Origin of the sequence: Peribacillus glennii (genome assembly GCF_003429105.1) — a bacterium.
Lineage (GTDB): Bacteria > Bacillota > Bacilli > Bacillales > DSM-1321 > Peribacillus > Peribacillus glennii.
This window is the reverse complement of sequence record NZ_QVTD01000003.1, coordinates 913004-935522: the sequence shown is the minus strand read 5'-3', so window position 1 is coordinate 935522 and position 22519 is coordinate 913004. Positions and strand designations below refer to the sequence as shown.

Sequence of the window (22519 nt, the reverse complement as noted above, 5' to 3'; positions counted from 1 at the left end):
AGATACAGGAGGGTGTGCGATGCTTCATAATTTATATAAACCTGAACGACATTGGAAGGATATTGAGCTATGGAAGGATGTCCCGGAGGAAAAATGGAATGATTGGATCTGGCAGCTGACCAATACCATCAGAACCGTGGATGACCTGAAAAAAGTGATTGATCTTACCCCTGATGAAGAAGAAGGAGTGAGGATTTCAACAAAAACCATTCCTCTAAATATAACGCCATATTATGCTTGGCTGATGAATCCCACCGATCCAAGATGCCCGATCAGGATGCAGTCTGTCCCGATTTCTCAGGAAATGCACAAAACGAAATATGATATGGAAGATCCCCTTCACGAAGATGAAGATTCCCCTGTAACAGGATTGACGCACCGATATCCGGACCGTGTGTTGTTCCTGGTAACAAACCAGTGCTCGATGTATTGCCGCTATTGTACACGCCGCAGGTTTTCCGGGCAGATTGGCATGGGTGTCCCCAAAAAACAGCTGGACGCGGCGATTGGGTATATAAGGGAAACACCTGCTGTCCGCGATGTTTTAATTTCCGGCGGGGATGGCTTGCTGATAAACGATACCATCCTGGAATACATCCTGAAAAATTTGCGGGCGATTCCACATGTTGAAATCATCCGCATAGGCACCAGGGCTCCTGTTGTTTTCCCGCACAGGATTACCGAAAACCTGTGCAATATTCTAAAGAAATATCACCCTGTTTGGCTGAATACCCATTTCAATACGTCTATCGAAATCACGGAAGAATCCAAGAAAGCCTGTGAAATGCTGGCAAATGCCGGCGTTCCGGTAGGCAACCAGGCTGTTATCCTTGCGGGTATCAATGACAGTGTCGCAATCATGAAAAAATTAATGCATGATCTTGTCAAAATAAGGGTGCGCCCATATTATATTTATCAATGTGACTTATCGGAAGGGATCGGGCATTTCCGGGCTCCGATATCTAAAGGACTGGAAATACTTGAGGGGTTGCGCGGACACACTTCCGGGTATGCTGTCCCGACCTTTGTCGTCGACGCTCCTGGCGGCGGAGGAAAAATATCGCTTCAGCCAAATTATATAATCTCACAATCACCAACAAAAACCGTCCTTCGCAATTTTGAGGGTGTAATAACAACCTATCCGGAGCCTGAACATTATTCGCCTGGCAGTGCTGAGGATTATTTCAGCAAAATCTTTCCGGACATGGATGGGAAAAGGTCTGAGATAGGAATTTCCGGTTTAATGATTGACCGGCAGTTCAATCTCGTGCCTGAAGGCTTGAAACGGATGGACAAAAGAAAAGACTATCTTTCAAACCCGAACCATGCTTCCTTAAAAGACCAGCGTGACAAACGGGATACGTTAAAAGAAAAGAAATTTTTAGCGCAACAGAAAAAAGAAAACAGCAACCCGGAACCTGGAAAGGAAAAAGGGTGAATATATGGAAATCTGTCCATGGTGTAATGAGGGGACTCTCTCAGATACTTTAGACACGGTTTATTGGGAACTGCCTGATGGAACAAAGGCAATAGAAATTACTGATACGCCAACGAAACTGTGCGGGAGCTGCAAGGCCAAGTTTCAAAGTGACGAAACTGTGAAAGAGATTGAGGACCAGCTTTTTTTGATTAACACGGGGAAGCTGGGAAAATCGACTTCTTTTGAAGAACTGATGAAAATTGAGCGGTTGTTGAAAAGAAATTATTTCGATTTTTCATAAGAAGCGGCCGGCTAAGCGAAAATCCAAATATATGAGCGTAAAACCCAGATAACGACGAATTCCAAACCGGTTTCACAAATTGTTCATGGTTGCCCCGGATTTCCCGAAAGTTTTTTTATTACAATAAAATAAAGAAAGTGTTTGGGATAAAGGGGAGAGTCCGATGTATTTTGTGCTTCTCATCATGATGGTTGCCTCGCTGTTTGTGCTTTTCCTGTGCGGGTATTACGTGGGCGTCATCAAGGAAAAGTACGGAAGGAACTGGCTATATGCAGTCCCGGTAACAGTCGCGATTTTAATGTTCAATATTATCTGGGCGCTGATGGAGATGTCAAAGTCCGGTAGATGGTAAGGAAAACAACGATTGGCGAGGTCTTGAAAAGGTGAAGACAGAGGGTAGTTGCCCTTATAAGATAGAGAAGTTAAACTTTTCGATCTTCCAATAAAAAATAACCCTCCCCGGGTTATTTTTTATTTATTTTTCATTCGTTTTCATTATAATATAACGGAAAGCTCATGAAGCAATCGTTGAGGGGGATTTATTTGAAGCCGTTTTACCATTTTTTAATGAGATACCGTCAGCCCAAAAATATTGATGATATTACAGCATTTGCGAACAATGCTTATGAAGACCACGGCTTTCCGAAGCAATCGTCAAGCTATGATGAAATCAGCCGCTACCTGGAAATGAACGGCCATTACGTGGGGAATATGTCCGTATTCGATAAAGCCTGGGATCTATATCTTCAGCATGAAGAATAAGCCTATACATAATCGTCTTCCTAGTGGAGACGTTTTTTTAGTTGCTGAAAAGAAAATATGTTTTTTCAACATGTAAGGTGTCCGTTACAATACAAGGATGTACTGGTGCCGACGGTACAACAGTTCGTGGCAGGTTATAGTTGGTCGTCTTTCTGACGAGCTTGGCACTTTTATGTTAACCTGAATATTTCCTTCTGCATATACTATGGTAATTATACAGCAGGACCATGCCTAAGGGGATGTCTCGAATGAGTAAGAAGAAAGAACCAAAATTCAAGAAGGGTGATACTGTGGTCATTACAATGTATGGCACGGTCGGGAATGTAACGGACGTACAGTACATCGATGGAACTTATGTGTATGAAGTGAACCACAGTAAAGGCTTGTATTTAGAAAACACGCTGCAGCATATTTATGAATACAAAGGTGAAGTGCTGTCCAGCGATCGGGAACAGATTGATATCGAATACAAATTTTTCTTTGGAGACTTGGTCCAGGTCGAGGGGTATGGCAATGATTATTTTAAGGTGATAGGTTTCCGTACGGAAATTTGGCGATATAAAGAAAATGCCTGGGAGGATGTCATCTATGAATTATCCAGGATATCGGACGGGGAATGGCTTGAAGCACACGAAGAAGAGATGAATTTGATTGCCGACGCAGAGAGGGCAGATAAAATCATTCAGAAGCTTGGGCTTCTCCATCCAATGAATAAAAAGCCGGGAAAGAAGGAGGGAGACGGTACTGAACAAGCTCTCCCGCGTTCAAATGAAGAAGAAAGTATCGAAGCGATAGCAGAGAAAAAACAGCTGATAGACGGCTTGTTAGACTTATTCAATGATTACTCAACCCTTTATGAATTATTTAAAGATGAGGAGTATAAGCATGTTATGAATCTGGCAATCATGAAGATAAAGAAATTGGCGGAGGAGCTTTACCGGAACGGCAAAAACAACCTTCCTAAATGAGTTTAGCGGAGACCAAGCAAGGAATAATTGGGAGCCTTCTTTCATACACCTTAAATAAGGGGGCGATGACATGCGGGAAATCGAGGTCTTTATCGATACAGAAGAAATTGCCGAATTCTTTTTTCAGGCACTTATGAAACGCGGGTATATCCCGACAGAAAATGAATTGGAAGACCTGGCAGATATTACTTTTGATTACTTAATCGAGAAATGCATCATCGACGAGGATACTGATGAATAATCACCAATCAGTCCGCATATTGCCCTTGGCAGAAATAGCGGGAAAAACAACGACGGATTACACCCGTCGTTTTTTATTATGGTTAGAAAATTGGCCGATTGGCGCGCCTATTTTTTAAGAGAAGACTGAGCCGTAGTTTGGCCAATAGCACAAAAGGGCTTCAGCAGCGTTACACTGCACGAAACAAGGCGGAGCTCTGTGAGAATGAGGATTACATAGGCGATGACGTAAGAACGTGGCACACTTTAGCCTATATTCTGCTTTAAGCAAAAAGGAAAGTGTATAATTTTCTTCCTGCCAAAAAATCTGAAACCTTTCGGAGCGTGTACCGTATGTAGTAGAAAGAACAAAAGGAGGAAGTTCAATGATTAAAAAACTGCTTAAGCATTTATTGAACAGCGGTCATAGCAAGTATAAACATTCAAGCAGCGATTGGAAGCACAGGCCGATGAAGAACCATCAGCATTATGGTTATAACCACTATAAGAAAAAAAAGAAAGGGTTCTTCACTTCTTCAAGAAGTTTTTTCAGCAGTTAATAAAGGAGCAAATAAATGGTGTTAAGGCGGATAGCAGAGCCAATCAATGACTTATTTTTTATCCGTACATTTTTTAAAAAGGAAAAATGGCAGTTCGTGAGGAAAATAGGGAGTGGAAGCTATGGGACAGCGTATTTAATCCAGGATCCATCCGGTAAACAGCTTTATATCTTAAAAAGACTGAATTTCCATAAACTCAAATCAAATCAGGCGAGGGCCGGTTTTCAGATCGAAACGCAATTGCTGTCCGAGCTTTCGGATGTTGCTTTTCCTGCCCTTGTCCAAAAAGGGAGTTTGAATGGGACGCCTTATTTCATTATGGAATATAAGGCTGGTAAAACATTTGAGCAGTTGATCTTTGCCGAGGGAAAAGTATTTAGCGAGCATGAATCCTTTACCATCACGGCCCGGCTGCTCTCGAAACTGGCAGGGCTCCATCAAATGGGGATCGTCCATCGCGACTTAAGAATTCCTAATGTCCTTGCAGATGGGGAACGCCTGTCGATTATTGATTTTGGCCTTGCCCGCAAACTCGGACAAGAGGAAGAGGGTATTGAAGCCGATAATCCAAGGAAGCGGGTTCATTTCACAAGTGATTTATATTCCCTGGGCCACTTTCTGTTATTCCTGCTTTATTCAGGTTATCAACCCAGCATGAAGAAGGAAAGGACATGGGAAGAAGAACTGGAACTCTTCCCGGATTCGAAAAGGATCATCAAAAAGCTGCTTATGAGCGATGTGCCTTATTCCAGCAGCATGGAAGCCTTAGCTGATATAAATAAACAAATAAAAAAATATTGGGAGTGAAAGAGATGTCAGTTTTTAACAAAGTGCTGGCAAGCATCGGCATTGGAAATACCCAGGTAGATACTAAGCTTTCAAAGGATACTTTCCGTCCGGGGGATATCGTCACGGGTGTCGTTTCAATCAAAGGGGGCAGCGTGAGCCAGAAAATTGATGAAATTTATCTGTCTTTGCACACTTCATATGTGAAAGAACATGATGACAAAAAATTTCACCAGATCGCGACAATAGAGCGGGTCAGACTGAACGAACCGTTTGAAATCTCACCGAAAGAGAACAAGGAATTTCCGTTCAGCTTGAAACTCCCTAATGAAACGCCTGTAACTTATGGCAAGACAAAAGTTTGGATCTCAACCGGGCTTGATATTAAAAACGCCATCGACCCTAAAGATGAAGATTTTATCCGGATTGAGCCGAATCCGCTTGTCCAATCCGTATTTTCAGCTTTAGGCGAGCTGGGCTTCAATTTGAGGAACGCTGATTGCGAAGAAGCCCCATACAGGTTCCGTAATAGAATGCCGTTTATCCAGGAATTTGAATTCGTCCCTTTATCCGGCGCCTACAAAGGCAAATTGGATGAGCTTGAAGCAGTCCTTTTCGTGAAAAACAATGACGAGGCTGAAGTTTATTTTGAAATTGACAGGAAAGGAAGAGGGCTGGCGGGGCTGTTCGCCGAAGCGCTGGAAATGGATGAGACGAAGGTTCGCGGCTTTATCTCGTCCTCAGATATTCCAGTCATGGCGAAAAAATTGGACGGAATCATCAGCCGGCATGTCTAAAAAATAGATATCCATTACCGATACCGGCCCTCAAGCCGGTATTTTTTTAGGATAATTTATAGATTTCAACCTGTATAGATGATAGCTCCGCAGTTGCCCAGCACGTGCCGATCTTAGTCGGCCTCCAAATTACAAATCACCCCTCTCCGGGTTTCCCCAGAACAGGAAAGCATTGAAAGTGTTAGATAGCAAGAATGAAAGAGTAGCTTTTCGAGGATGTTGTGACGTCGTCGTTTGACAGTTGACGTGTCAGATGGTAGTCGACATTCCTTCATTAAAGGGCGCTTGCACTTTTCTTGCCGCAATCCTTGTTTTTGTTTATTCAGAAATTGAAACAAAATGAGTTTATGATAAAATGATTGTTAGGAATGTGGTGCCAATAGAAAGACTTGCGGTTCCCATTAAATATTTATCGACAACCAAGGAGAGAATAATGGAAAAAGTATTAGTCTTCGGACACAAAAACCCAGACACAGACACGATTTGTTCAGCAATCGCTTATGCTGAATTAAAAACAAAAATAGGCATGAATGCAGAACCTGTCCGATTGGGGCAAGTCAATTCCGAAACACAATATGCGCTTGATTATTTCAAGGTGGAAGCACCGCGTTTAGTGGAAAGCGTGGCAAATGAAGTGAACGGGGTCATCCTTGTTGACCATAACGAGCGCCAGCAAAGTGCCGAGGATATCGACAAGGTTCAGGTACTGGAGGTTATCGACCACCACCGGATCGCCAATTTTGAAACAAGCGACCCCTTGTATTACCGCGCGGAACCGGTTGGTTGTACGGCGACGATTTTGAATAAGCTGTATAAAGAAAAAGGCGTTGAAATCAGCAAGGAAACGGCAGGATTGATGCTGTCAGCGATCATTTCCGATTCCCTGCTTTTCAAGTCCCCGACATGTACGGATGAGGATATCGAGGCAGCGCGTGAACTGGCTGAAATTGCCGGAGTTGACAGTGAATCCTATGGGCTTGAAATGCTTAAGGCCGGTGCAGACCTTAGTGAAAAATCTGTACAAGAATTGATTACGCTTGATGCAAAGGAATTTTCAATGGGAGACAGCAAGGTTGAGATCGCCCAGGTAAATGCTGTGGATGCAAATGAAGTGCTTGCCCGCAGGAGCGAGCTTGAGGAAGTGATTACAGCCCGCATCCAAGAAAACAACCTGGATTTATTCCTTTTTGTCGTAACAGACATTTTAACGAATGATTCAATCGGCCTGGCGCTCGGTAAATCGGCACGCGTTGTAGAAAAGGCTTATCATGTAGCGCTATCCGACAACACAGCCGTTTTGAAGGGTGTCGTTTCACGTAAAAAACAAATAGTTCCAGTACTGACAGAAGCTTTTCAAGAACTTTAATAAATGATAAATGGAAACACCGTTGCCAATAAAAGCATCGGTGTTTTCCGTTTTAATGGGTTGGCTAAGGCTTTCTTCTTTTAGCCGAATATTCTTTTGCATGAGCTTCGTGCTCAGCTATAATCGCTTCAGGCGGAATATGATTATTCTTTTTGGGGGTTAAACGGTTCCTGTGTTTTTTTCCCATGTTGCCCTCCTGTGTACCCGTTTTGCTTAAGCGGTCGATTGTTCCTGGGATTTTTCTTCCCTGATTATAGCTTGGGGTGAATCAGCAAAATCTAAACAGGAAACGAGGCGCAGTGAGAGGGTTCTTTTTTCCAATGATGGGGACATTATGATATAGTGAAAAAGGATAGCGCCTGTGTGTGGCGTTTCCCACTTAATAGGAGGTATGGCAAATGAGTGTGCATATTGGAGCAAAAGAAAATGAAATAGCTGAAACGGTGCTGCTTCCCGGCGACCCGCTTCGTGCAAAATATATTGCTGAAACGTTTTTGGAAGATGCCAAGCTGTATAATGAAGTCCGAAACATGTTTGGATATACGGGTACATATAAAGGAAAACGTATTTCTGTACAGGGGACAGGCATGGGTGTACCTTCCATATCAATTTATATCAATGAATTGATGCAGAGCTATAATGCCCAAAAATTGATTCGGGTTGGCACGGCCGGAGCGATCCAAAAAGATGTGAAGGTGAGGGATGTCATCCTTGCGATGAGTGCATCGACTGATTCACAGATGAATCGTTTGACGTTTGGCGGAGTGGACTATGCCCCGACCGCTGATTTTTATTTGCTTAAAAAAGCCTATGATGCAGGGATGAATAAAGGACTTCATCTTAAGGTAGGGAATGTATTTACCGCTGACCAATTCTATAACGATAACAGCGAGCTCGAAAAATGGGCGAAATATCAAATCCTTGCGATTGAAATGGAAACCGCTGCCTTATACACTCTTGCAGCCAAATTTGGCCGCAGGGCCCTGTCAGTATTGACTGTAAGCGACCATATCCTGACCGGGGAGGAAACAAGTGCTGAGGAAAGACAAACTACATTCAATGAAATGATCGAAGTGGCTTTGGAAGCAGCCATTCAGGAATAATGAAAGCTTAAGATACCCAATGCAGTGAAAGTGGTGAAGTGTTAGTGGAAGAAGATAAAAAGCAACAGGAGCCAAACAACGCTTCTAAATTCATAAAGATAAAGAAATTCCCATTCATATTGGGAATTGTTTTGCTTATCTTTGTAACAGCAGGGATAACCGCAATTGCCCTGTCGTTTGGCGATGAAAAGGTTCAATCTTTCGCCCCGATAGCTGCAAATCAGCGGGAGGAATTTGATAAATTATATTCGACCTATGACACAATAAAAAACAAGTATTATAAAGAAGTGGATGACAATACGTTGATCAATGGGGCAATCAACGGAATGCTCGAGTCCTTGGATGATCCTTATTCGGATTATATGAATGAAGCAGAGGCGAAAAGCTTTCACCAAAGCATTTCATCTTCTTTTGAGGGGATAGGTGCCGAGATTCAGGAACAGGATTCCAGGATCATGGTCGTATCGCCCATCAAAGGCTCGCCAGCCGAAAAAGCAGGAATCAAACCAAATGATATCATCTTAAGCGTAAATGGGAAAAGCTTGCATGGGATGAGTTCATCTGAAGCTGTTACGCATATCCGCGGGAAAAAGGGCACGAAAGTGGAATTAATGATTTCACGGGGCAACGCATCCGAACCGATCAAGATAACGATTATCCGCGATACGATTCCGATTGAAACCGTTTATGCGGAAATGCTGCCTGAAGGAATTGCCAAAGTCCAGGTGACAAGTTTTTCCGATAATACGGCAAAAGACTTGCGTACGGCATTAGAAGACATGGAAGCAAAAGGCATGAAGGGCTTGATTCTTGATTTGCGTGGCAACCCGGGGGGCCTCCTGGATCAGGCGATGGAAATTTCCAGTATGTTTATACCTGATGGCGAGGTGATCCTGCAGGTTGAAGACCGGGCAGGAAAGAAAGAAGTCATTAAATCGGAAAACAATGGGGAATTGAAAAAGCCAATGGTCGTATTGATAGACAAAGGAAGCGCCAGCGCATCCGAGATTGTTGCCGCAGCCGTAAGTGAAGCTGCAGGAATCAAGTTAATCGGCGAAAAATCTTTCGGTAAGGGAACGGTACAAACGGCAGAAGACTTTAAAGACGGTTCCAATTTCAAATACACAGCGGCAAAATGGCTGACGCCAAAGGGGAACTGGATCCACAAAAAAGGGATCAAGCCCGACAATGCAGTGGCTTTGCCTTCCTATGCGAATTTACTCTATATTTCCCCAGAGAAGGAATTAAAGCAGTCATCTTCATCGGCCGAGGTCAAATCAGCAGAGGCAATGCTGAAAGCGATCGGCCTGGACCCGGGGAATGTCGACGGCTTTTTCGACCAGGAAACAAAAGCCGCAGTCACCAAGTTTCAGAAAGATCATAAGCTTAAGGCTACCGGAACAATAAAAGGCAGTACAACCATGAAATTGATGGAACAATTGAGGGAGAAAATCCTTCAAAACGATACACAAGTAAAAAAAGCGGCAGATGTTTTGAAAAAGGAAATCAAATAAGAAGAAGGCCATTTCTTTTATGGGATGGCCTTTTTTTGCGTACTGGATTGACTGTCTGCTGCGAAAAAAGGATATCTTATTATTTCCACCCTGCACGTTGCATCGTCGGATTAAGCACAAAAAATTTAAAGCGGGTATATATCCCAAAGCACAGGGGAAGCTATGGGTACTTGTCCCAATCCGAGGTGGTCTTCATGAGTTTACGTGCAATTACTGTTTTATCCTTTTTCCTGATTGTTTCGGCCTGTGGGGGAATGCCACTTGATGATCGGACAAAACCGGATGAAAACAATTTGAAATCCTCGAGAATGAATCCTGCTGACGCAGATTCTGTAGATGGAATCAAACCTGAAAAAATTTACTTATTGGTAGGAATAGATTCAAGGGGGGAACCTGATTCCCGGTCGGATGCAATCCTTTTGGCCCGTTATGACAGGGCGGGCAATAGAATGAAGCTTGCCTCAATCATGAGGGACAGCTACGTAAAGATTCCAGGCTATAATAATGGTTACAATAAAATTAATATGTCCTACTACTTGGGAGGTACCAAGCTGCTGAAACAAACGATATATGAGAATTTCCATATTAAGGCCGACCATGTAGCCACGATTGATTTTCAAGGCTTTATCCAGCTTGTCGACCTGCTTGCTCCAGAGGGAATAAAAGCGAATATCAAGCCCGAAATGATTCAAGATATGAGCCTCGAGGCAACTAAGGGGGAGCAGGTCTTGCACGGGGACGAGATCCTGAAATACGTACGTTTTCGCCATGACAGCGAAAGCGATTTTGGCAGGGTGAAGCGGCAGCAGGAGGTACTTCTACAGTTAAAGGATATCATGTACGAACGACTTTATTCAGTTGATGGAATCTTCACATTGCCTCATGTTATTAAAGAAACTTTTGCGTTGACTGATACTGATATGGGTGTGAAAGAATTGGCGGAGTTAGGCTCCATCATGCTTTTTCATCAGATTGAGGATGTCAGCACTTTAAGGATTCCTGTTGAAGGATCCTTTTTGGATAAGTCCTATCCTCATTCAGGAGCGGTCCTGCAAATAAACAAAGAAGAAAACAAACGTGCCTTAATAAATTTTTTCGGAGAATAAATTAGAGGATGTGTGATATGTGGGCTGACCCCCCTATGAGCACATCCTCTATATGTTACATCAATGCAGTTCAAACATTTAAGGTGTATTCAGGTTTTGAATGGAGTCCCCGATAATATTACTTCATATTTTCCCGCCATTCATACAGTAATTGAACCATCCGCCCGGCCTTATTGTCGGCAATTTCGTCCAATCGGGCTAAATCATATAGCCTGTTGTCCATAGTCACGGCAGGACGATAACGTCCGCGCCGGCTTTGCTGCTTCTAATATTTTATTTTCCGCAGACCCATAACTGGAATTTGGATGGCCGAATGAGATATCAAGCTGGATACAGGCAATCTGCCATTTCATTTCTATCACTCCATTATTTTCTTGAAAAAATAGCTTTACTATATTAAATTAACGGTATATCGTTTTGTCTATATTTTTAAGAAAATTCAGAAGTAGGTGGACATATGGCATATTTTGAAAAGTCCGATGTATTACATACACTCCCAAAACAATTTTTTGCATCGCTTGTTTCCAAAGTGGGGGAAATTGCAGCCGAGGGATACGATGTGATCAATCTCGGCCAGGGCAATCCAGACCAGCCGACACCACGACATATCGTTGCAAAGCTGCGGACAGCGGCTGAAAATCCGATTAATCATAAATATTCACCCTTCAGGGGAGCAGGGTACCTGAAAGAGGCGGTCTGTGAATATTATAAAAGGGAATTTGGCGTGGAGCTTGATCCAGCCAAAGAAGTTGCGATTCTGTTCGGCGGCAAGGCGGGCCTGGTCGAATTGCCCCAATGCCTTTTGAATCCAGGTGACACAGTCTTGGTCCCTGACCCGGGATATCCGGATTATTGGTCAGGCGTGGCCCTTGCACGGGCAAAAATGGAAATGATGCCGCTAAAGGAAGACAAGGGATATTTGCCTGACTATGGCCAATTGGGTACAGAAGCGTTGGAGAAGGCAAAATTGATGTTCCTGAACTACCCGAATAATCCAACAGGCGCAATGGCAACTGAGGAGTTTTTTAAGGAAACAGTGGAGCTTGCAAAGGAACACTCCATCTGTGTCGTGCATGACTTTGCTTACGGGGGGATAGGATTTGAAGGAGACAAGCCGCTAAGCTTCCTTCAGGTGGAAGGGGCTAAAGAAACAGGGATTGAAATTTATACGCTCTCAAAAACGTATAACATGGCCGGCTGGCGCGTCGGATTCGCGGTCGGAAACCAAAGCGTGATTGAAGCGATAGAGCTTTTGCAGGACCATCTGTATGTGAGCCTGTTCCCGGCGGTACAGGAAGCAGCAGCTGAGGCCCTATTAGGTCCGCAGGATTGTGTAGAAGAATTGGTAAGGACATATGAATCCCGACGGAACGTTTTTATTGGAGGATTGCAGTCCATTGGCTGGAATGTGTCGGCGCCCGCGGGATCCTTTTTCTCCTGGCTGAAGGTCCCTGATGGATTTACCTCCCAGGATTTTTCCGATTACTTGTTGAGCCATGCACATGTTGCGGTTGCACCGGGAATCGGTTTCGGGGAATACGGGGAAGGATATGTCCGTGCCGGTTTGCTGACAACTGAGGATAGGCTTTTGAAAGCTGTCAGCAGAATCGAAGCACTAAAAATTTTTTGAACGATCGGCATTCTTTCGTCTGAAAAATTTACTGTCTTAAACGGAAATAATTTTTCACAGCAATTAAAAACATATATACGCTGTCTTCTTATTTCAATAGGTGAAGGAATCTATCCCTATGAAACCTGGCAACCGACTGTATTACCGGGGCATGGCATTCTTGTAATCGAAGGCAAAAACAGGTTTTCCTGAAGTAAATCTTAATCCTGGGGATTTGATTTGTATTCCTGAATTCACACGCCGCCATTTCACTCTTCAGGACGATAGCAAGGTAGTTGCGAAAGTATCTTCGTGACTACTGTGGGATGGGTTCCCATTATGAAAAAAAGGAAAAAAGTCTTAAATAGGTTCCTTTAAAAAAATCCTGATCCCTGCCATATAGAAATAGATGGCAGGGATTTTTTAATGCAAGAGAATGGATTCTTAGTTTTGTTTGGTTTCCATTTTTATAGTATGAATGACTTCATTGAGCATGTCTATCGGTTTTTGCAGGCTGGTTTTATCTCCTTTTATTGAATTTTCGTTGATTTGTTCTATCTCTTTACGGCAATTCATCAACGATGTTACGAGCTGCTGACTTTCATTTTGTTGTATAGTTCCTTTTTTATCATCTCTATAGTCAATCCATATTTGCCCGTCAGATTTAATTTGAAATAAAAATACATCCTTTGCCTGAACTTGATTGTTTTTCAGCTGCTCATCAAGCCATTGTTGATTATATCCTGAATCGGAAAGAGCGTCTTCATCAATTATCCCATCAAATATAACCGTAAAGGATTTTTTATTCTGCTGAGTTATTAACCCAATATCCGCAGCTGTCAGTGGTTGTTTTTCTTTTTTTAATAGCACACTGATATCTCCGCGCTCTTCCAAAATAGCCAATTCTACATCCTCTATATTGAACACATTTTTTTTCCGGAGGAGAGAAGAAAGCTCTTTGAAGGTGTACTTCTCTTTTTTTAAATTCTCCTCAAGGATTTTTCCTTCTTTAATGACGATTGTTTTTTTACCCTCAACAAAGTTACTGAATTTGTTGCTCTTTATGGAAATCCAATCCACAAGAAGTGTAATGAGGGTCAATAATCCTATGCCGATTACTCCATGCATAAAATGACTATCAAGTCCCATCATAATTTCAGCTGCTATACTGCCTGTCGTAATTCCCGAAATGTATTCAAAATACGATAACTCCGAGATTTGCTTTTTTCCCAGTATCTTTGTAAATATGAATAATACAACTATAAATAACAAGGATCGCAGCAATACATCAACCCAACTGTTCATCTAATACACCACCCATGTACATAATCTAAAGAAAGTACGGCTAATTGCTATATAGTAAGAAGATTTTTAATGCACACCAGGACGTTCATATCATGACAATTACGGGTTTCTATTGTTTTAAAAGGCCTTTTTTACCTACCCCATATTCATTGCGCCGAATGCTGAAAAGGTTTTTTCTTCTCCAATCGAGCCGCATACTCCGCATTGTACACGGAGATTCGGCCCTGTATATGGCAAATGGAAGGGATCCAATGTTTCATTTGTGTATTGCTGTACAATCTCTCCGGAATTAGGGTCTTTTTTTACAGGTACGGACACTTGCTGGATCAAGTTAAACCTTGATTTATTCGTTTTGCAATTTGGGCATCGGTATACTGATGACAAGTTTTTCACTCCTTTTTTACAGATTATTTTTGCCAGACAAGTCCGGATTATGTACCATTATAGGAAAAGAATGTTTAAAGAGAGAGTGGGTTAGAAGTGATTGAAGATGAGTAATGAAGCTGATTTGTTAACCGCCTATCTGGGATTATGGAACAATCGGGCAGTTAAAGCGGGTGCCAGCGCTGAACCAGGGGAGATTTTGCGGGAGCTAATAAGACGCGAGCTTCTTGATGAAAACGCGCATCCCCGTACACGAAAACCAAAGCATGAAAAGTTTTATGTTAGTGTCAAAAGGGTCATGGGGGCTGATCTGCCCGCTATAGAAAAGGCGAATTTGGTTTCTGTTTATGTACGGGTGATGGAAGATGTGTGATTGTTAAAAATTCAGCAGAATTTTTTCACTTTTTTTCCTTCTTCCATGATATCTTAATGATGGCAGGAAATAAAAATAAGGGGTATATATATGAAGAAATTGTCGATAGCGGCACTGGCGATAATGGCTCTCCTGGGCGGTTGTACTAATGCGCACGAAAGAGACGAAACTCCTAAAATGCTCAATGTAGATTTCAATGTGAATCCGGAAACGGCTAAGCCTGGTGATAAGGTTCATTTTGAAGCCAAAGTTACTTACGGGGCAGAGCAGGTGGAGGATGCAGATGAAGTCACTTTTGAAATTTGGCGCTCACAAAGTAAAAAACATCAAAAGATTAAAGCCAATAATGCTAAGAATGGCACGTATGACCTTGAAAAAACATTTTCAAAAGAAGGCACGTACTATGTATATGCACATGTGACTGCACGAAGCATGCACACAATGCCCAAAAAAGAATTTGTGATTGGAAAACCGAGCGCACCTGAGAAGGAGGGAAGCAGTCACCACATGGAAAAGGACACTATGGAAAATGAAGAAAATGAGCCTTTACATAGTCATTAGCTTGTTGAACCCTGGAATTCCAGGGTTTTTTTTCATGGTAAATCCAGTTTAACATTATTAATATTACTTAATGATTGTAATATTACAGTAAAATATGTTACATAATATATGCCGTTTTAAATGCTGTCAATACAAGTTTCCTAGTAGGTAGATGGAAACGTTGTATGGCACCTGCCAGCAGCAGGGAAAAAAAGTGAATGCATGAAACAATCCCCATCTATCCTATAAGCCTTGCCTTAACGGCGTTTTTTGATAAATTGGTAGAATCTTATACGATTCATATTTCACTCTTACTGAATCTTTAAACCTATTGGAAATAGATGGGCCTATTATTACAAAAAACGCATGTTATGATTAGTTTGCAAGAAACAAACCAAGTAATTATGGGGAGGATCTCGAATATGAAAAAGAAAATGTTTTTCTCAGCCGCTGCAGCCGCTGCAGTAATTCTGTCAGGTGCAGGTGTGAAGCAAGCAGATGCTTCTACTATAAATTATCAAGTTAAACCTATGGTTTACCAGGTTTCCAACCAACAGGAAGCTCAAAAACTAGTAAACCAATATCTAGGAAACTTCAACACTCAATTCAAAAACCAATGCAATGTGCCACAACAACAAGCACAACAGCCAGTTGCACAACAGCCAGTTGCACAGAAGCCGGCACAACAGCCAGCAGCACAAAAACCAGCAGCACAAAAACCAGCAGCACAGAAGCCGGCACAACAGCCAGCATCACAAAAACCAGCAGCAAACAATCCAGCACCAACCAGCTCTGAAGTAAGCCAATTTGAAAAGCAAGTGGTAGAGCTGACTAATGCTGAACGCGCGAAACAAGGCCTTAAGGCTCTTCAAATAGACAACGAGTTAAGTAAAGTAGCCGGAATCAAATCACAAGATATGAAGGATAAAAACTATTTCGACCACAACAGCCCAACTTACGGTTCTCCGTTTGACATGATGAAGAAATTTGGCATCAGCTACAGCTATGCAGGTGAAAACATCGCTATGGGTCAAAAATCGCCTCAAGAAGTAGTACAAGCTTGGATGAACAGCCAGGGCCACCGTGAAAACATCATGAACCCTAACTTCACTCACATCGGAGTAGGACATGTGGCTTCAGGAAACTACTGGACTCAAATGTTCATCGGAAAATAAAATATGATAATTTTTAGACCAAACCATCTTTCGGTTTGGTCTTTTTTCATCTTCATTATACAGTATTTCTAAAATATTAGTCATTCATTCCTTCCTTGGCTGAAATTTGACTTCAGGAATTTCTGCCATTTTTTCATGTGATTTGGACATGAATTTATCCGTTTTGTCCGTTTTGATTTCACCCTCATGGCTAGTTCCTATATTTAATTTGCCTTTGAGCTCCTGAATGCCCAGCTGGCCGAAATTGTTGCTGTACTCCAACTTTTGGACTACAATTTGGTCTACCCGAAGCTGTTCGATAATAATCGGTGGATTATGGACATCATTCAGTACCGATTCTTTCTTGCCATTTTTACTTGCGTCTTTTATTTGCCGCCGTAATGCGGGTTTTAGTTCATCCTCAAATTGCTTCAAAAGGGAAGAGGCAGTTTCATCATTAATTTGTGAAAAGTAAGTCTTTATTGTTTCTAAAGTTTGTTCAATCGAATTTATTCTTTTATCCACATCTTGTAAGATTGGTTCCTTTTTAGTAAAGAAACGTCTGATTGACGACATGGTCAGGCTTCTTGTTGAGCAATGTCAATCTGAACCGGTTCATCTTCCCGGATTGGATAAGTAACAATAATCAGTCCATGTTGAAATCGGAATTGCGGCTTTTCAATGTCAGGCAAATCAGGAAGCTTGATTTTTCGTTCGAATTTTTGATTCCTTCTTTCCTTTACATAATAATGGATACCTTCCATAATCGTTGTTATATTGCCGCTCACAACCAATGTATCTTCTTGTATGGATAGTTGAATTTCTTCCGGCCGGATTCCTGGTATTTCAATTATGATCCATATTACTCCATTGTAAAGATACATATCGTAAAGAGGCCATTCAGATACCCGCTGTTTAGGTCCCTGGAAGAAGGACTGGTCAAAATGGCTTGACCCCGCTTCGCCATTTTTCTGGGAAAAAACCTGTCTCCAGAATTGTTCTGACTGATATGATTGCGACAGTTCGATCCATTGTTTAAGTTTCTCCATATCCATAATGGTGCCACCTTTCAGTTCATTCGTGCTTATAGTATATTTTGGTAAATGCATTTTCAGAAGAAGTACAAAGTTAATACGGAAAACGTTTGCCTATATTTCTGTAACATCAATTTGGGAATATTGAAAATCAGTATTTTTCACTAGCCGAATTTCAAGTGTGTCATCTTTGTATTTCGCACTAGAACCTTTTTTCTTCACAATCGCCGGCAGGGTGATGACATGTTTATCCTCTTGGTCTGGGATCCCCTCAATGATGGATTGGTTGGTAGTATGAAAAATCTTAACTTGTTTAACCCATTCAGGATCTTTAATGGGAACTCGTACGTATACTTCTGAATGGGTTTCGAAAACGTCGGCATTTAACGGGTGATTACTTCGCTTACTGTTTTTGACATTTTGTTTAGAATTTTGAACACCCTGGTTGGTATTCTGATCCATCATTTGCTGTAGGTTGTCGGGGATGACCTGGGAAACTACCTGGTTAATAAGAGACTGGACATCAAAAGGGAATGACTTTGGCAAATTGTCGCGATTATTTTTAAGAAAAGGGAAAAGAAAATTCCATGGAAACATTTTGCATTCCTCTCTCCTGGAAACTGGAACTCGTTATAATTGATTAGCCATTGGCATGGAAGGAGTGGCAATTTGGTCTTGGTCAGCTATGTCAGTATCCAGCATCCCGTTCGCCATACATGAGCCGGACACAGAAAAATCTCCGAAACCAAAGTTTGCACCGATCTGCTTAAAATTGGATGTATGGCTGTTCTGGATGGTTGGGCCAATATCAATGTTCGCATTACTTGTGATGCTGTTCGTTTTAATATTGAAGATGTTTATTTGATAAGGCATTTGAATCATCCTTTACGCTTGATTAGATATCACTGGAGCCGGGTTTGCAATATCCGATTGATCACTGACGTCTGGGTCGATATACACATTTTCCATCTGGGCATGTGGCGGGGCATAATCTCCATATGAAGAGTTTTGCCCAGTCGATTTCGTATTGGCAGTCGGTGAATTGTGAAGCGACTCACCTATATTAATACTACCGTTGCTTGAGATATTATGGATCTTAAGGCTGTATATATTGATAACAGTCTGCATCCGCACAAATCCCTTCTGAAATTGATGTGTTATTCTATGCCAGCATCTGCCTAATCGTTAATAAAACATTAAAGGCCTTATTGGCTATGGAAAATGGCTATTAATAGTTAGAGAATCGAACAAATTTATGTATAATAAAATAAAGACTCTAAATATAAAGAGGTAATTTCTGTGAAGGAAAAAGTAGCTGTCATTACAGGCGGGGCCACAGGAATTGGCCGGAAAACCGCACGAGTGCTGGCGGAATCAGGGATTTCAGTTGCTGTCACCTATCGAAAAAGCAAATTAGAAGCCGAGGAGCTGGCACATGAACTTGAGAGGGTGTATGGAGTCAGTGGATACGCGGTAAAAGGGGATGCCGCAGATGAATCTGAATGTAAAAGGGCAGTCAGCGATATTATTGGCAAATACGGAAAAATCGACATTCTCATCCATAATGCTGGTCCTTACATACATGAACGCAAAACGATGGCCGAATATAGCAGTGATGAATGGAACTATTTAATAAACGGCAATTTAAACGGTTTTTTTTATATGGCTAAAGAAATAATTCCGCATATGAGAAAGAACAAATGGGGAAGAATTGTCACCTTTGGCTTTGAAAGAAGTGAAACAGCCCCCGGGTGGATATACCGCTCCGCCTTTGCTGCCGCAAAAAGCGGGTTGACCTCCCTGACGAAAACGCTTGCCCTGGAAGAAGCAGCCTTCGGCATTACCGTCAACATGGTTACTCCAGGAGATATAATAGGAGATTGGAAAGAAGGCGGCATAGATTTGGCTAAAGAGCGAAAGGACAAAACGGTACCAGTCGGCAGGCCGGGAACGGGGGAAGATCTGGCCAGGGTCATCAGCTTCCTTTGCGATGAAAAATCGGATTTTATCACGGGAAGCGTTATCCCGGTGACCGGCGGGAAAGATGTCCTTCATAAAATTTACCAAGAATGATGGAATTGCAAAAAGCTGAGTCATAAGGGTCTGCCCCATACAACCTTCTACATTTAGATTTGGCTTTAATGTGCTGTCTTAATATAGGGGGGTGTGGGGCCTGAGCACCTGCCACCTGAGTCAGCCTTTATTTTACCGCATATTTCTTAGGATATTTTATCCATTGTATATATAATAAACGGCCCGATAGTCCGATTGCACCCATGGCAAGTCCTGTTATGAGGCCGATCCAAAAACCGAATGCGCCCATATCCGTGAAGGTAGCCAGTAAATACCCAGTCGGTAATCCAATCACCCAGTAGGATACCAGGCTCATCAAAAAGGTTATATGTACATCCTTATATCCGCGAAGCACACCCTGTATAGGCGCGGCTATTGCGTCTGAGAGTTGAAAGAACAAGGCATATATCAGGAATTGTGCTGTAAGCTGCATCACTTTTTCATCTTCCGTATAGAGGGACGCCACAGGCTCTCTGAAAAAGAAAATGGCGAGTGCGCATAATAATGACATCGAAACAGCCATTATGATACCAATAACACTGTATTCCCGCGCATCCTGTAGACGTTTGGCCCCCGCTTCAAAGCCAACGACTATGGTCAGTGCCATCGAGATACTTAGAGGCATCATATACAAAAACGAAGCAAAATTCATCGCAATTTGATGGGAAGCGATGGTGATGGTATCGTATTCGCTCATGAAAAGCGTGACCGCAGCAAAAATACTTGTTTCGAAGAATATTGAAAACCCGATTGGGACACCGATTTTTAATAAAGAAGCCCATTCTTTAAAGGAAACTTTATAAAACGTTTTGAAAATTTGGTAATCCGAAAAGGGATGGATCTTTATGATCACGACCACTGCAATTATGGTAATGATCCAGTAAGTAATTGCTGTTGCATAGCCTGAACCGACACCGCCCAGCTCGGGAAAACCAAATTTTCCGTAAATAAGCAAATAATTCAATGCGACATTAATCGGAAGTGCGAGGAGCGTAATGATCATCGATACCCTCGTCTGCCCCAATGAATCAATAAACGAACGAAGGACATTATAGATGAACAAAGGGACCATGCCGATCGAAAGAGCAACCAGATAATCATGCGCTACCCGGTGTACATTGGCTGTCAGGCTCATTCCTTGGAGGATGGGATTCAGGACAAAAGAACCGATCAGCATCACCAAAAGAGCCATCGCTGCCGCGAGATAAACTCCCTGAAGAATAGAAAAGGGAACAGATTTTTTATTCCTGGCACCGATCAGCTGGGAAACGATCGGGGTTATCGCGAGCAGGATCCCACTAAGGCCGGTGTAGACAGGTACCCAAATCGAACTGCCGATTGAAACGCCAGCAACATCATCTGTGCTGTATTTGCCGGACATCATGATATCGAAAAAATTCATCGCATATAAACCGAGCTGGGTGATTAAAATCGGAAATAAAATAACAAACAACTGGCGCAATTTTTGTGACCTGTTATGTGTGATATTCATTTTACTTAGTACCTCTATGTATATTTTTAGACACAGAAAGAATTATAACATATTCAAATGGAAAAGCTGCCCCATCGGGGACAGCTTTTGTTAACTGCTTGATTTTTCAAAAACGGCTTGTTGGGTTTCGGTTGATTCGGTCTGAACAATCAGCGTCCTTGTCGGGAACGCGAGCTGCACGTCTTCTTCTTCCAAAATCCCCAGGATCTTAAAATTGATATCTTCCTTTATTTTTAAGTAAGAGGCGAAGTCTGTCAGGCTTGTGAAGAAATATAAATAAATATCAAGGCTGGAATCACTGAACTGGTCAAACTTCACTAAGATTGTATCCGGATGCACCAGTTCATGGTGGGCAAGCATATTTTCAATCCGTCGGATGACCTGTTCCAATTGAGCTTTAGGAGTATCATAGGACACTCCCAAATGGAATGCCACCTGGCGTTTCCCCATTTTTGACCAGTTTATAATTGGCTCATTCGATAAAGTGGAGTTTGGGACAGTTACCAGCGCTTGTGCAAATGTCCGCACCTTGGTACTTCGGAATGTAATATCCTCAATAATGCCTTCAACACTGGGGGTTTTGATCCAATCACCTATTGTAAAAGGCTTTTCTGTGACGATCACTAAGCCGCCAAAAAGGTTGCTCAACGTTTCTTTCGCTGCCAGGGCAAATGCTAGTCCGCCAAGCCCCAGCCCTGCAACAAAGCCGTTTACATTATAACCCCATTCTTCGGCCACTATGCTGGTTGCAAGTGCGAAAATAATCACATTTACCATTTTGGTGATAAAAGGGAGTACAATCTGGTCGACATCAAAATCGATTTTTTTCATGAGTTTTGGAAACAATAACGTTGCGATCGAGCTGAGATTGATAAGGCTCCAGGCTGCCAGCACAATGAATCCTGAACGGAATATTTTTTTTTTCGTTTCGTTTGAGACGATTTCATATGGAAAGTAGCGCAAGCTGATTAAAACACCGATTAACACAATGAGCCAACGCATTGGTTTTTCCAGGGCAAGCATGATATTGGCTGCTGTGTGAATGTTCCGTTTCTCGGCAAAGCGCAGGAAGAACTTAAATATGTAGGTGGTAAATACCTTTCGTAAACCGATGAATAAAAGGAATATTCCGATTGATATCCCAATCTTTATCCATATATCTCCGTAAATGAAATCTGTTGGCAATGTAAGACCTCCTGAGAATGTAAGTTTCCTAGCTTTCTAAGGTAATGGAAAGATGTCTATTGGAAAACCACGTAAAATAGGATAACAAATAAATAGGATCGATGCCACTAAAGAGTGAAATCTGGTATTAGTATATTAATGGATAATGTTTGCCGGTCGAAAGGTGCGTAAGATGCAGGCAATCTGTCATAGGACTCCCCTTATATTCATAAGTATGAATAACCAGGAAATAAAGGGGGAGAATTATGGCACATATTTATTCAAAGGGCTGGTTCATCCAACGCCTCGTCGAAGCGGGAATTACGAGGCATCCACTGGAAAGGCGGAAATTGCAGCTTTATAAGACGTACGTGCTTCGAAATCTGTATGAGAAATTTGTCGAAAACAATCAAAAATAATGGAATCCTCATGGTAGTATATCAATATATGAGACGCAAAGTGTATTTGATGACAGGGTGCGGACGCCGG

Annotated in this window: 30 protein-coding genes and 1 pseudogene; 20 read left to right on the top strand and 11 right to left on the bottom strand. The window is 42.1% G+C overall.

Translation table 11 applies throughout. From position 1 onward, the window contains the following. Positions 1-19 precede the first annotated feature (19 nt). The 10 genes from kamA (at position 20) to D0466_RS05920 (ending at position 7179) form a co-directional block, all read left to right on the top strand. Positions 20-1438 (top strand): lysine 2,3-aminomutase, encoded by a 1419-nt coding sequence (kamA, locus tag D0466_RS05960; RefSeq protein ID WP_117321610.1) that lies wholly within the window; start codon positions 20-22, stop codon positions 1436-1438. A gap of 4 nt (positions 1439-1442) precedes the next feature. Continuing rightward, positions 1443-1721 (top strand): YokU family protein, encoded by a 279-nt coding sequence (locus D0466_RS05955; RefSeq protein ID WP_117321609.1) that lies wholly within the window; start codon positions 1443-1445, stop codon positions 1719-1721. Between the two features lie 163 nt (positions 1722-1884). After that, the gene (locus D0466_RS05950) at positions 1885-2073 is read left to right on the top strand and encodes a hypothetical protein (RefSeq protein WP_117321608.1); all 189 of its coding nucleotides are present in this window, start codon (positions 1885-1887) and stop codon (positions 2071-2073) included. Between the two features lie 191 nt (positions 2074-2264). Beyond that, positions 2265-2483, top strand: coding sequence for a YozE family protein (locus D0466_RS05945; protein WP_117321607.1), 219 nt, complete (start codon positions 2265-2267; stop codon positions 2481-2483). Between the two features lie 248 nt (positions 2484-2731). After that, a complete protein-coding gene (locus tag D0466_RS05940; RefSeq protein WP_117321606.1) occupies positions 2732-3451 on the top strand; it encodes a hypothetical protein in 720 nt (239 codons plus the stop codon). A 70-nt stretch (positions 3452-3521) separates the two neighbouring features. After that, positions 3522-3692, top strand: a complete 171-nt coding sequence (locus D0466_RS05935; protein WP_101632382.1) for a YozD family protein — start codon at positions 3522-3524, stop codon at positions 3690-3692. Positions 3693-4056: 364 nt separating this feature from the next. Further along, a complete protein-coding gene (locus D0466_RS22525) occupies positions 4057-4230 on the top strand; it encodes a hypothetical protein (protein WP_199484508.1) in 174 nt (57 codons plus the stop codon). Between the two features lie 15 nt (positions 4231-4245). Further along, the gene (locus D0466_RS05930; protein ID WP_117321605.1) at positions 4246-5037 is read left to right on the top strand and encodes a serine/threonine protein kinase; all 792 of its coding nucleotides are present in this window, start codon (positions 4246-4248) and stop codon (positions 5035-5037) included. Positions 5038-5042: 5 nt separating this feature from the next. Further along, positions 5043-5813 carry a sporulation protein gene (locus D0466_RS05925; protein WP_117321604.1) on the top strand — a complete coding sequence of 257 codons (771 nt, stop codon included), beginning with the start codon at positions 5043-5045 and terminating at the stop codon, positions 5811-5813. Positions 5814-6246: 433 nt separating this feature from the next. Beyond that, positions 6247-7179 (top strand): manganese-dependent inorganic pyrophosphatase, encoded by a 933-nt coding sequence (locus D0466_RS05920; RefSeq protein WP_117321603.1) that lies wholly within the window; start codon positions 6247-6249, stop codon positions 7177-7179. A 64-nt stretch (positions 7180-7243) separates the two neighbouring features. Here the strand turns inward: D0466_RS05920 and D0466_RS22830 are convergent, their stop codons facing one another. Next, positions 7244-7366, bottom strand: coding sequence for a hypothetical protein (locus D0466_RS22830; protein ID WP_233522550.1), 123 nt, complete (start codon positions 7364-7366; stop codon positions 7244-7246). 211 nt (positions 7367-7577) lie between these two features. Between D0466_RS22830 and deoD the strand changes: the two genes are divergently transcribed. From deoD to D0466_RS05905, 3 genes are all read left to right on the top strand, one after another. Continuing rightward, positions 7578-8282: a purine-nucleoside phosphorylase gene (gene deoD, locus D0466_RS05915; RefSeq protein ID WP_117321602.1), complete on the top strand. Its 705-nt coding sequence runs from the start codon at positions 7578-7580 to the stop codon at positions 8280-8282. A gap of 44 nt (positions 8283-8326) precedes the next feature. Beyond that, positions 8327-9796: a lmo1851 family serine protease gene (locus tag D0466_RS05910; protein WP_117321601.1), complete on the top strand. Its 1470-nt coding sequence runs from the start codon at positions 8327-8329 to the stop codon at positions 9794-9796. Positions 9797-9990: 194 nt separating this feature from the next. Further along, on the top strand, positions 9991-10902 hold the full coding sequence (locus D0466_RS05905) for an LCP family protein (RefSeq protein ID WP_117321600.1): 912 nt from the start codon (positions 9991-9993) through the stop codon (positions 10900-10902). Positions 10903-11105: 203 nt separating this feature from the next. Here D0466_RS05905 and D0466_RS22120 read toward each other — a convergent pair whose 3' ends face one another. Continuing rightward, on the bottom strand, positions 11106-11255 hold the full coding sequence (locus D0466_RS22120; RefSeq protein ID WP_158555847.1) for a hypothetical protein: 150 nt from the start codon (positions 11253-11255) through the stop codon (positions 11106-11108). A 104-nt stretch (positions 11256-11359) separates the two neighbouring features. Between D0466_RS22120 and D0466_RS05900 the strand changes: the two genes are divergently transcribed. Together D0466_RS05900 and D0466_RS22825 are read left to right on the top strand one after the other, a co-directional pair. Further along, entirely contained in the window at positions 11360-12532 is a 1173-nt protein-coding gene (locus D0466_RS05900) for a pyridoxal phosphate-dependent aminotransferase (RefSeq protein WP_117321599.1), read from the top strand. A 138-nt stretch (positions 12533-12670) separates the two neighbouring features. Beyond that, positions 12671-12889, top strand: a pseudogene (locus tag D0466_RS22825) (acireductone dioxygenase); the annotation flags it as partial. A gap of 66 nt (positions 12890-12955) precedes the next feature. Here D0466_RS22825 and D0466_RS05890 read toward each other — a convergent pair. Beyond that, positions 12956-13816 (bottom strand): DUF421 domain-containing protein, encoded by an 861-nt coding sequence (locus D0466_RS05890; RefSeq protein ID WP_117321598.1) that lies wholly within the window; start codon positions 13814-13816, stop codon positions 12956-12958. A gap of 135 nt (positions 13817-13951) precedes the next feature. Beyond that, positions 13952-14200 carry a DNA alkylation repair protein gene (locus D0466_RS05885; protein WP_117321597.1) on the bottom strand — a complete coding sequence of 83 codons (249 nt, stop codon included), beginning with the start codon at positions 14198-14200 and terminating at the stop codon, positions 13952-13954. 106 nt (positions 14201-14306) lie between these two features. Here D0466_RS05885 and D0466_RS05880 point away from each other — a divergent pair, with 106 nt between their 5' ends. The 3 genes from D0466_RS05880 to D0466_RS05870 all read left to right on the top strand — a co-directional run bounded on the left by D0466_RS05880 (position 14307) and on the right by D0466_RS05870 (position 16288). Then, a complete protein-coding gene (locus D0466_RS05880) occupies positions 14307-14573 on the top strand; it encodes a hypothetical protein (RefSeq protein WP_117321596.1) in 267 nt (88 codons plus the stop codon). 90 nt (positions 14574-14663) lie between these two features. Further along, the gene (locus tag D0466_RS05875) at positions 14664-15134 is read left to right on the top strand and encodes a FixH family protein (protein ID WP_117321595.1); all 471 of its coding nucleotides are present in this window, start codon (positions 14664-14666) and stop codon (positions 15132-15134) included. Positions 15135-15535: 401 nt separating this feature from the next. Beyond that, on the top strand, positions 15536-16288 hold the full coding sequence (locus D0466_RS05870) for a CAP domain-containing protein (RefSeq protein WP_117321594.1): 753 nt from the start codon (positions 15536-15538) through the stop codon (positions 16286-16288). An 84-nt stretch (positions 16289-16372) separates the two neighbouring features. Here D0466_RS05870 and D0466_RS05865 read toward each other — a convergent pair whose 3' ends face one another. The 5 genes from D0466_RS05865 to D0466_RS05845 all read right to left on the bottom strand — a co-directional run bounded on the left by D0466_RS05865 (position 16373) and on the right by D0466_RS05845 (position 18429). Further along, entirely contained in the window at positions 16373-16843 is a 471-nt protein-coding gene (locus D0466_RS05865; protein ID WP_117321593.1) for a hypothetical protein, read from the bottom strand. Positions 16844-16845: 2 nt separating this feature from the next. Then, positions 16846-17322, bottom strand: coding sequence for an Hsp20/alpha crystallin family protein (locus tag D0466_RS05860; RefSeq protein ID WP_158555846.1), 477 nt, complete (start codon positions 17320-17322; stop codon positions 16846-16848). A 93-nt stretch (positions 17323-17415) separates the two neighbouring features. Beyond that, positions 17416-17898 carry an Hsp20/alpha crystallin family protein gene (locus D0466_RS05855; RefSeq protein WP_117321591.1) on the bottom strand — a complete coding sequence of 161 codons (483 nt, stop codon included), beginning with the start codon at positions 17896-17898 and terminating at the stop codon, positions 17416-17418. A 33-nt stretch (positions 17899-17931) separates the two neighbouring features. After that, on the bottom strand, positions 17932-18174 hold the full coding sequence (locus D0466_RS05850) for a spore germination protein (RefSeq protein ID WP_117321590.1): 243 nt from the start codon (positions 18172-18174) through the stop codon (positions 17932-17934). Between the two features lie 12 nt (positions 18175-18186). Beyond that, positions 18187-18429, bottom strand: coding sequence for a spore germination protein (locus D0466_RS05845; protein ID WP_117321589.1), 243 nt, complete (start codon positions 18427-18429; stop codon positions 18187-18189). Positions 18430-18600: 171 nt separating this feature from the next. Between D0466_RS05845 and D0466_RS05840 the strand changes: the two genes are divergently transcribed. Beyond that, positions 18601-19374, top strand: coding sequence for an SDR family oxidoreductase (locus D0466_RS05840; protein ID WP_117321588.1), 774 nt, complete (start codon positions 18601-18603; stop codon positions 19372-19374). 127 nt (positions 19375-19501) lie between these two features. On the opposite strand, the gene D0466_RS05835 is transcribed toward D0466_RS05840, so the two are convergent. Together D0466_RS05835 and D0466_RS05830 are read right to left on the bottom strand one after the other, a co-directional pair. Then, on the bottom strand, positions 19502-20866 hold the full coding sequence (locus tag D0466_RS05835) for an MATE family efflux transporter (RefSeq protein WP_117321587.1): 1365 nt from the start codon (positions 20864-20866) through the stop codon (positions 19502-19504). A gap of 90 nt (positions 20867-20956) precedes the next feature. Further along, on the bottom strand, positions 20957-22051 hold the full coding sequence (locus tag D0466_RS05830; RefSeq protein WP_117321586.1) for a mechanosensitive ion channel family protein: 1095 nt from the start codon (positions 22049-22051) through the stop codon (positions 20957-20959). Between the two features lie 245 nt (positions 22052-22296). Here D0466_RS05830 and D0466_RS05825 point away from each other — a divergent pair, with 245 nt between their 5' ends. Then, entirely contained in the window at positions 22297-22449 is a 153-nt protein-coding gene (locus tag D0466_RS05825) for a YflJ family protein (protein ID WP_117321585.1), read from the top strand. Positions 22450-22519 lie beyond the last annotated feature (70 nt).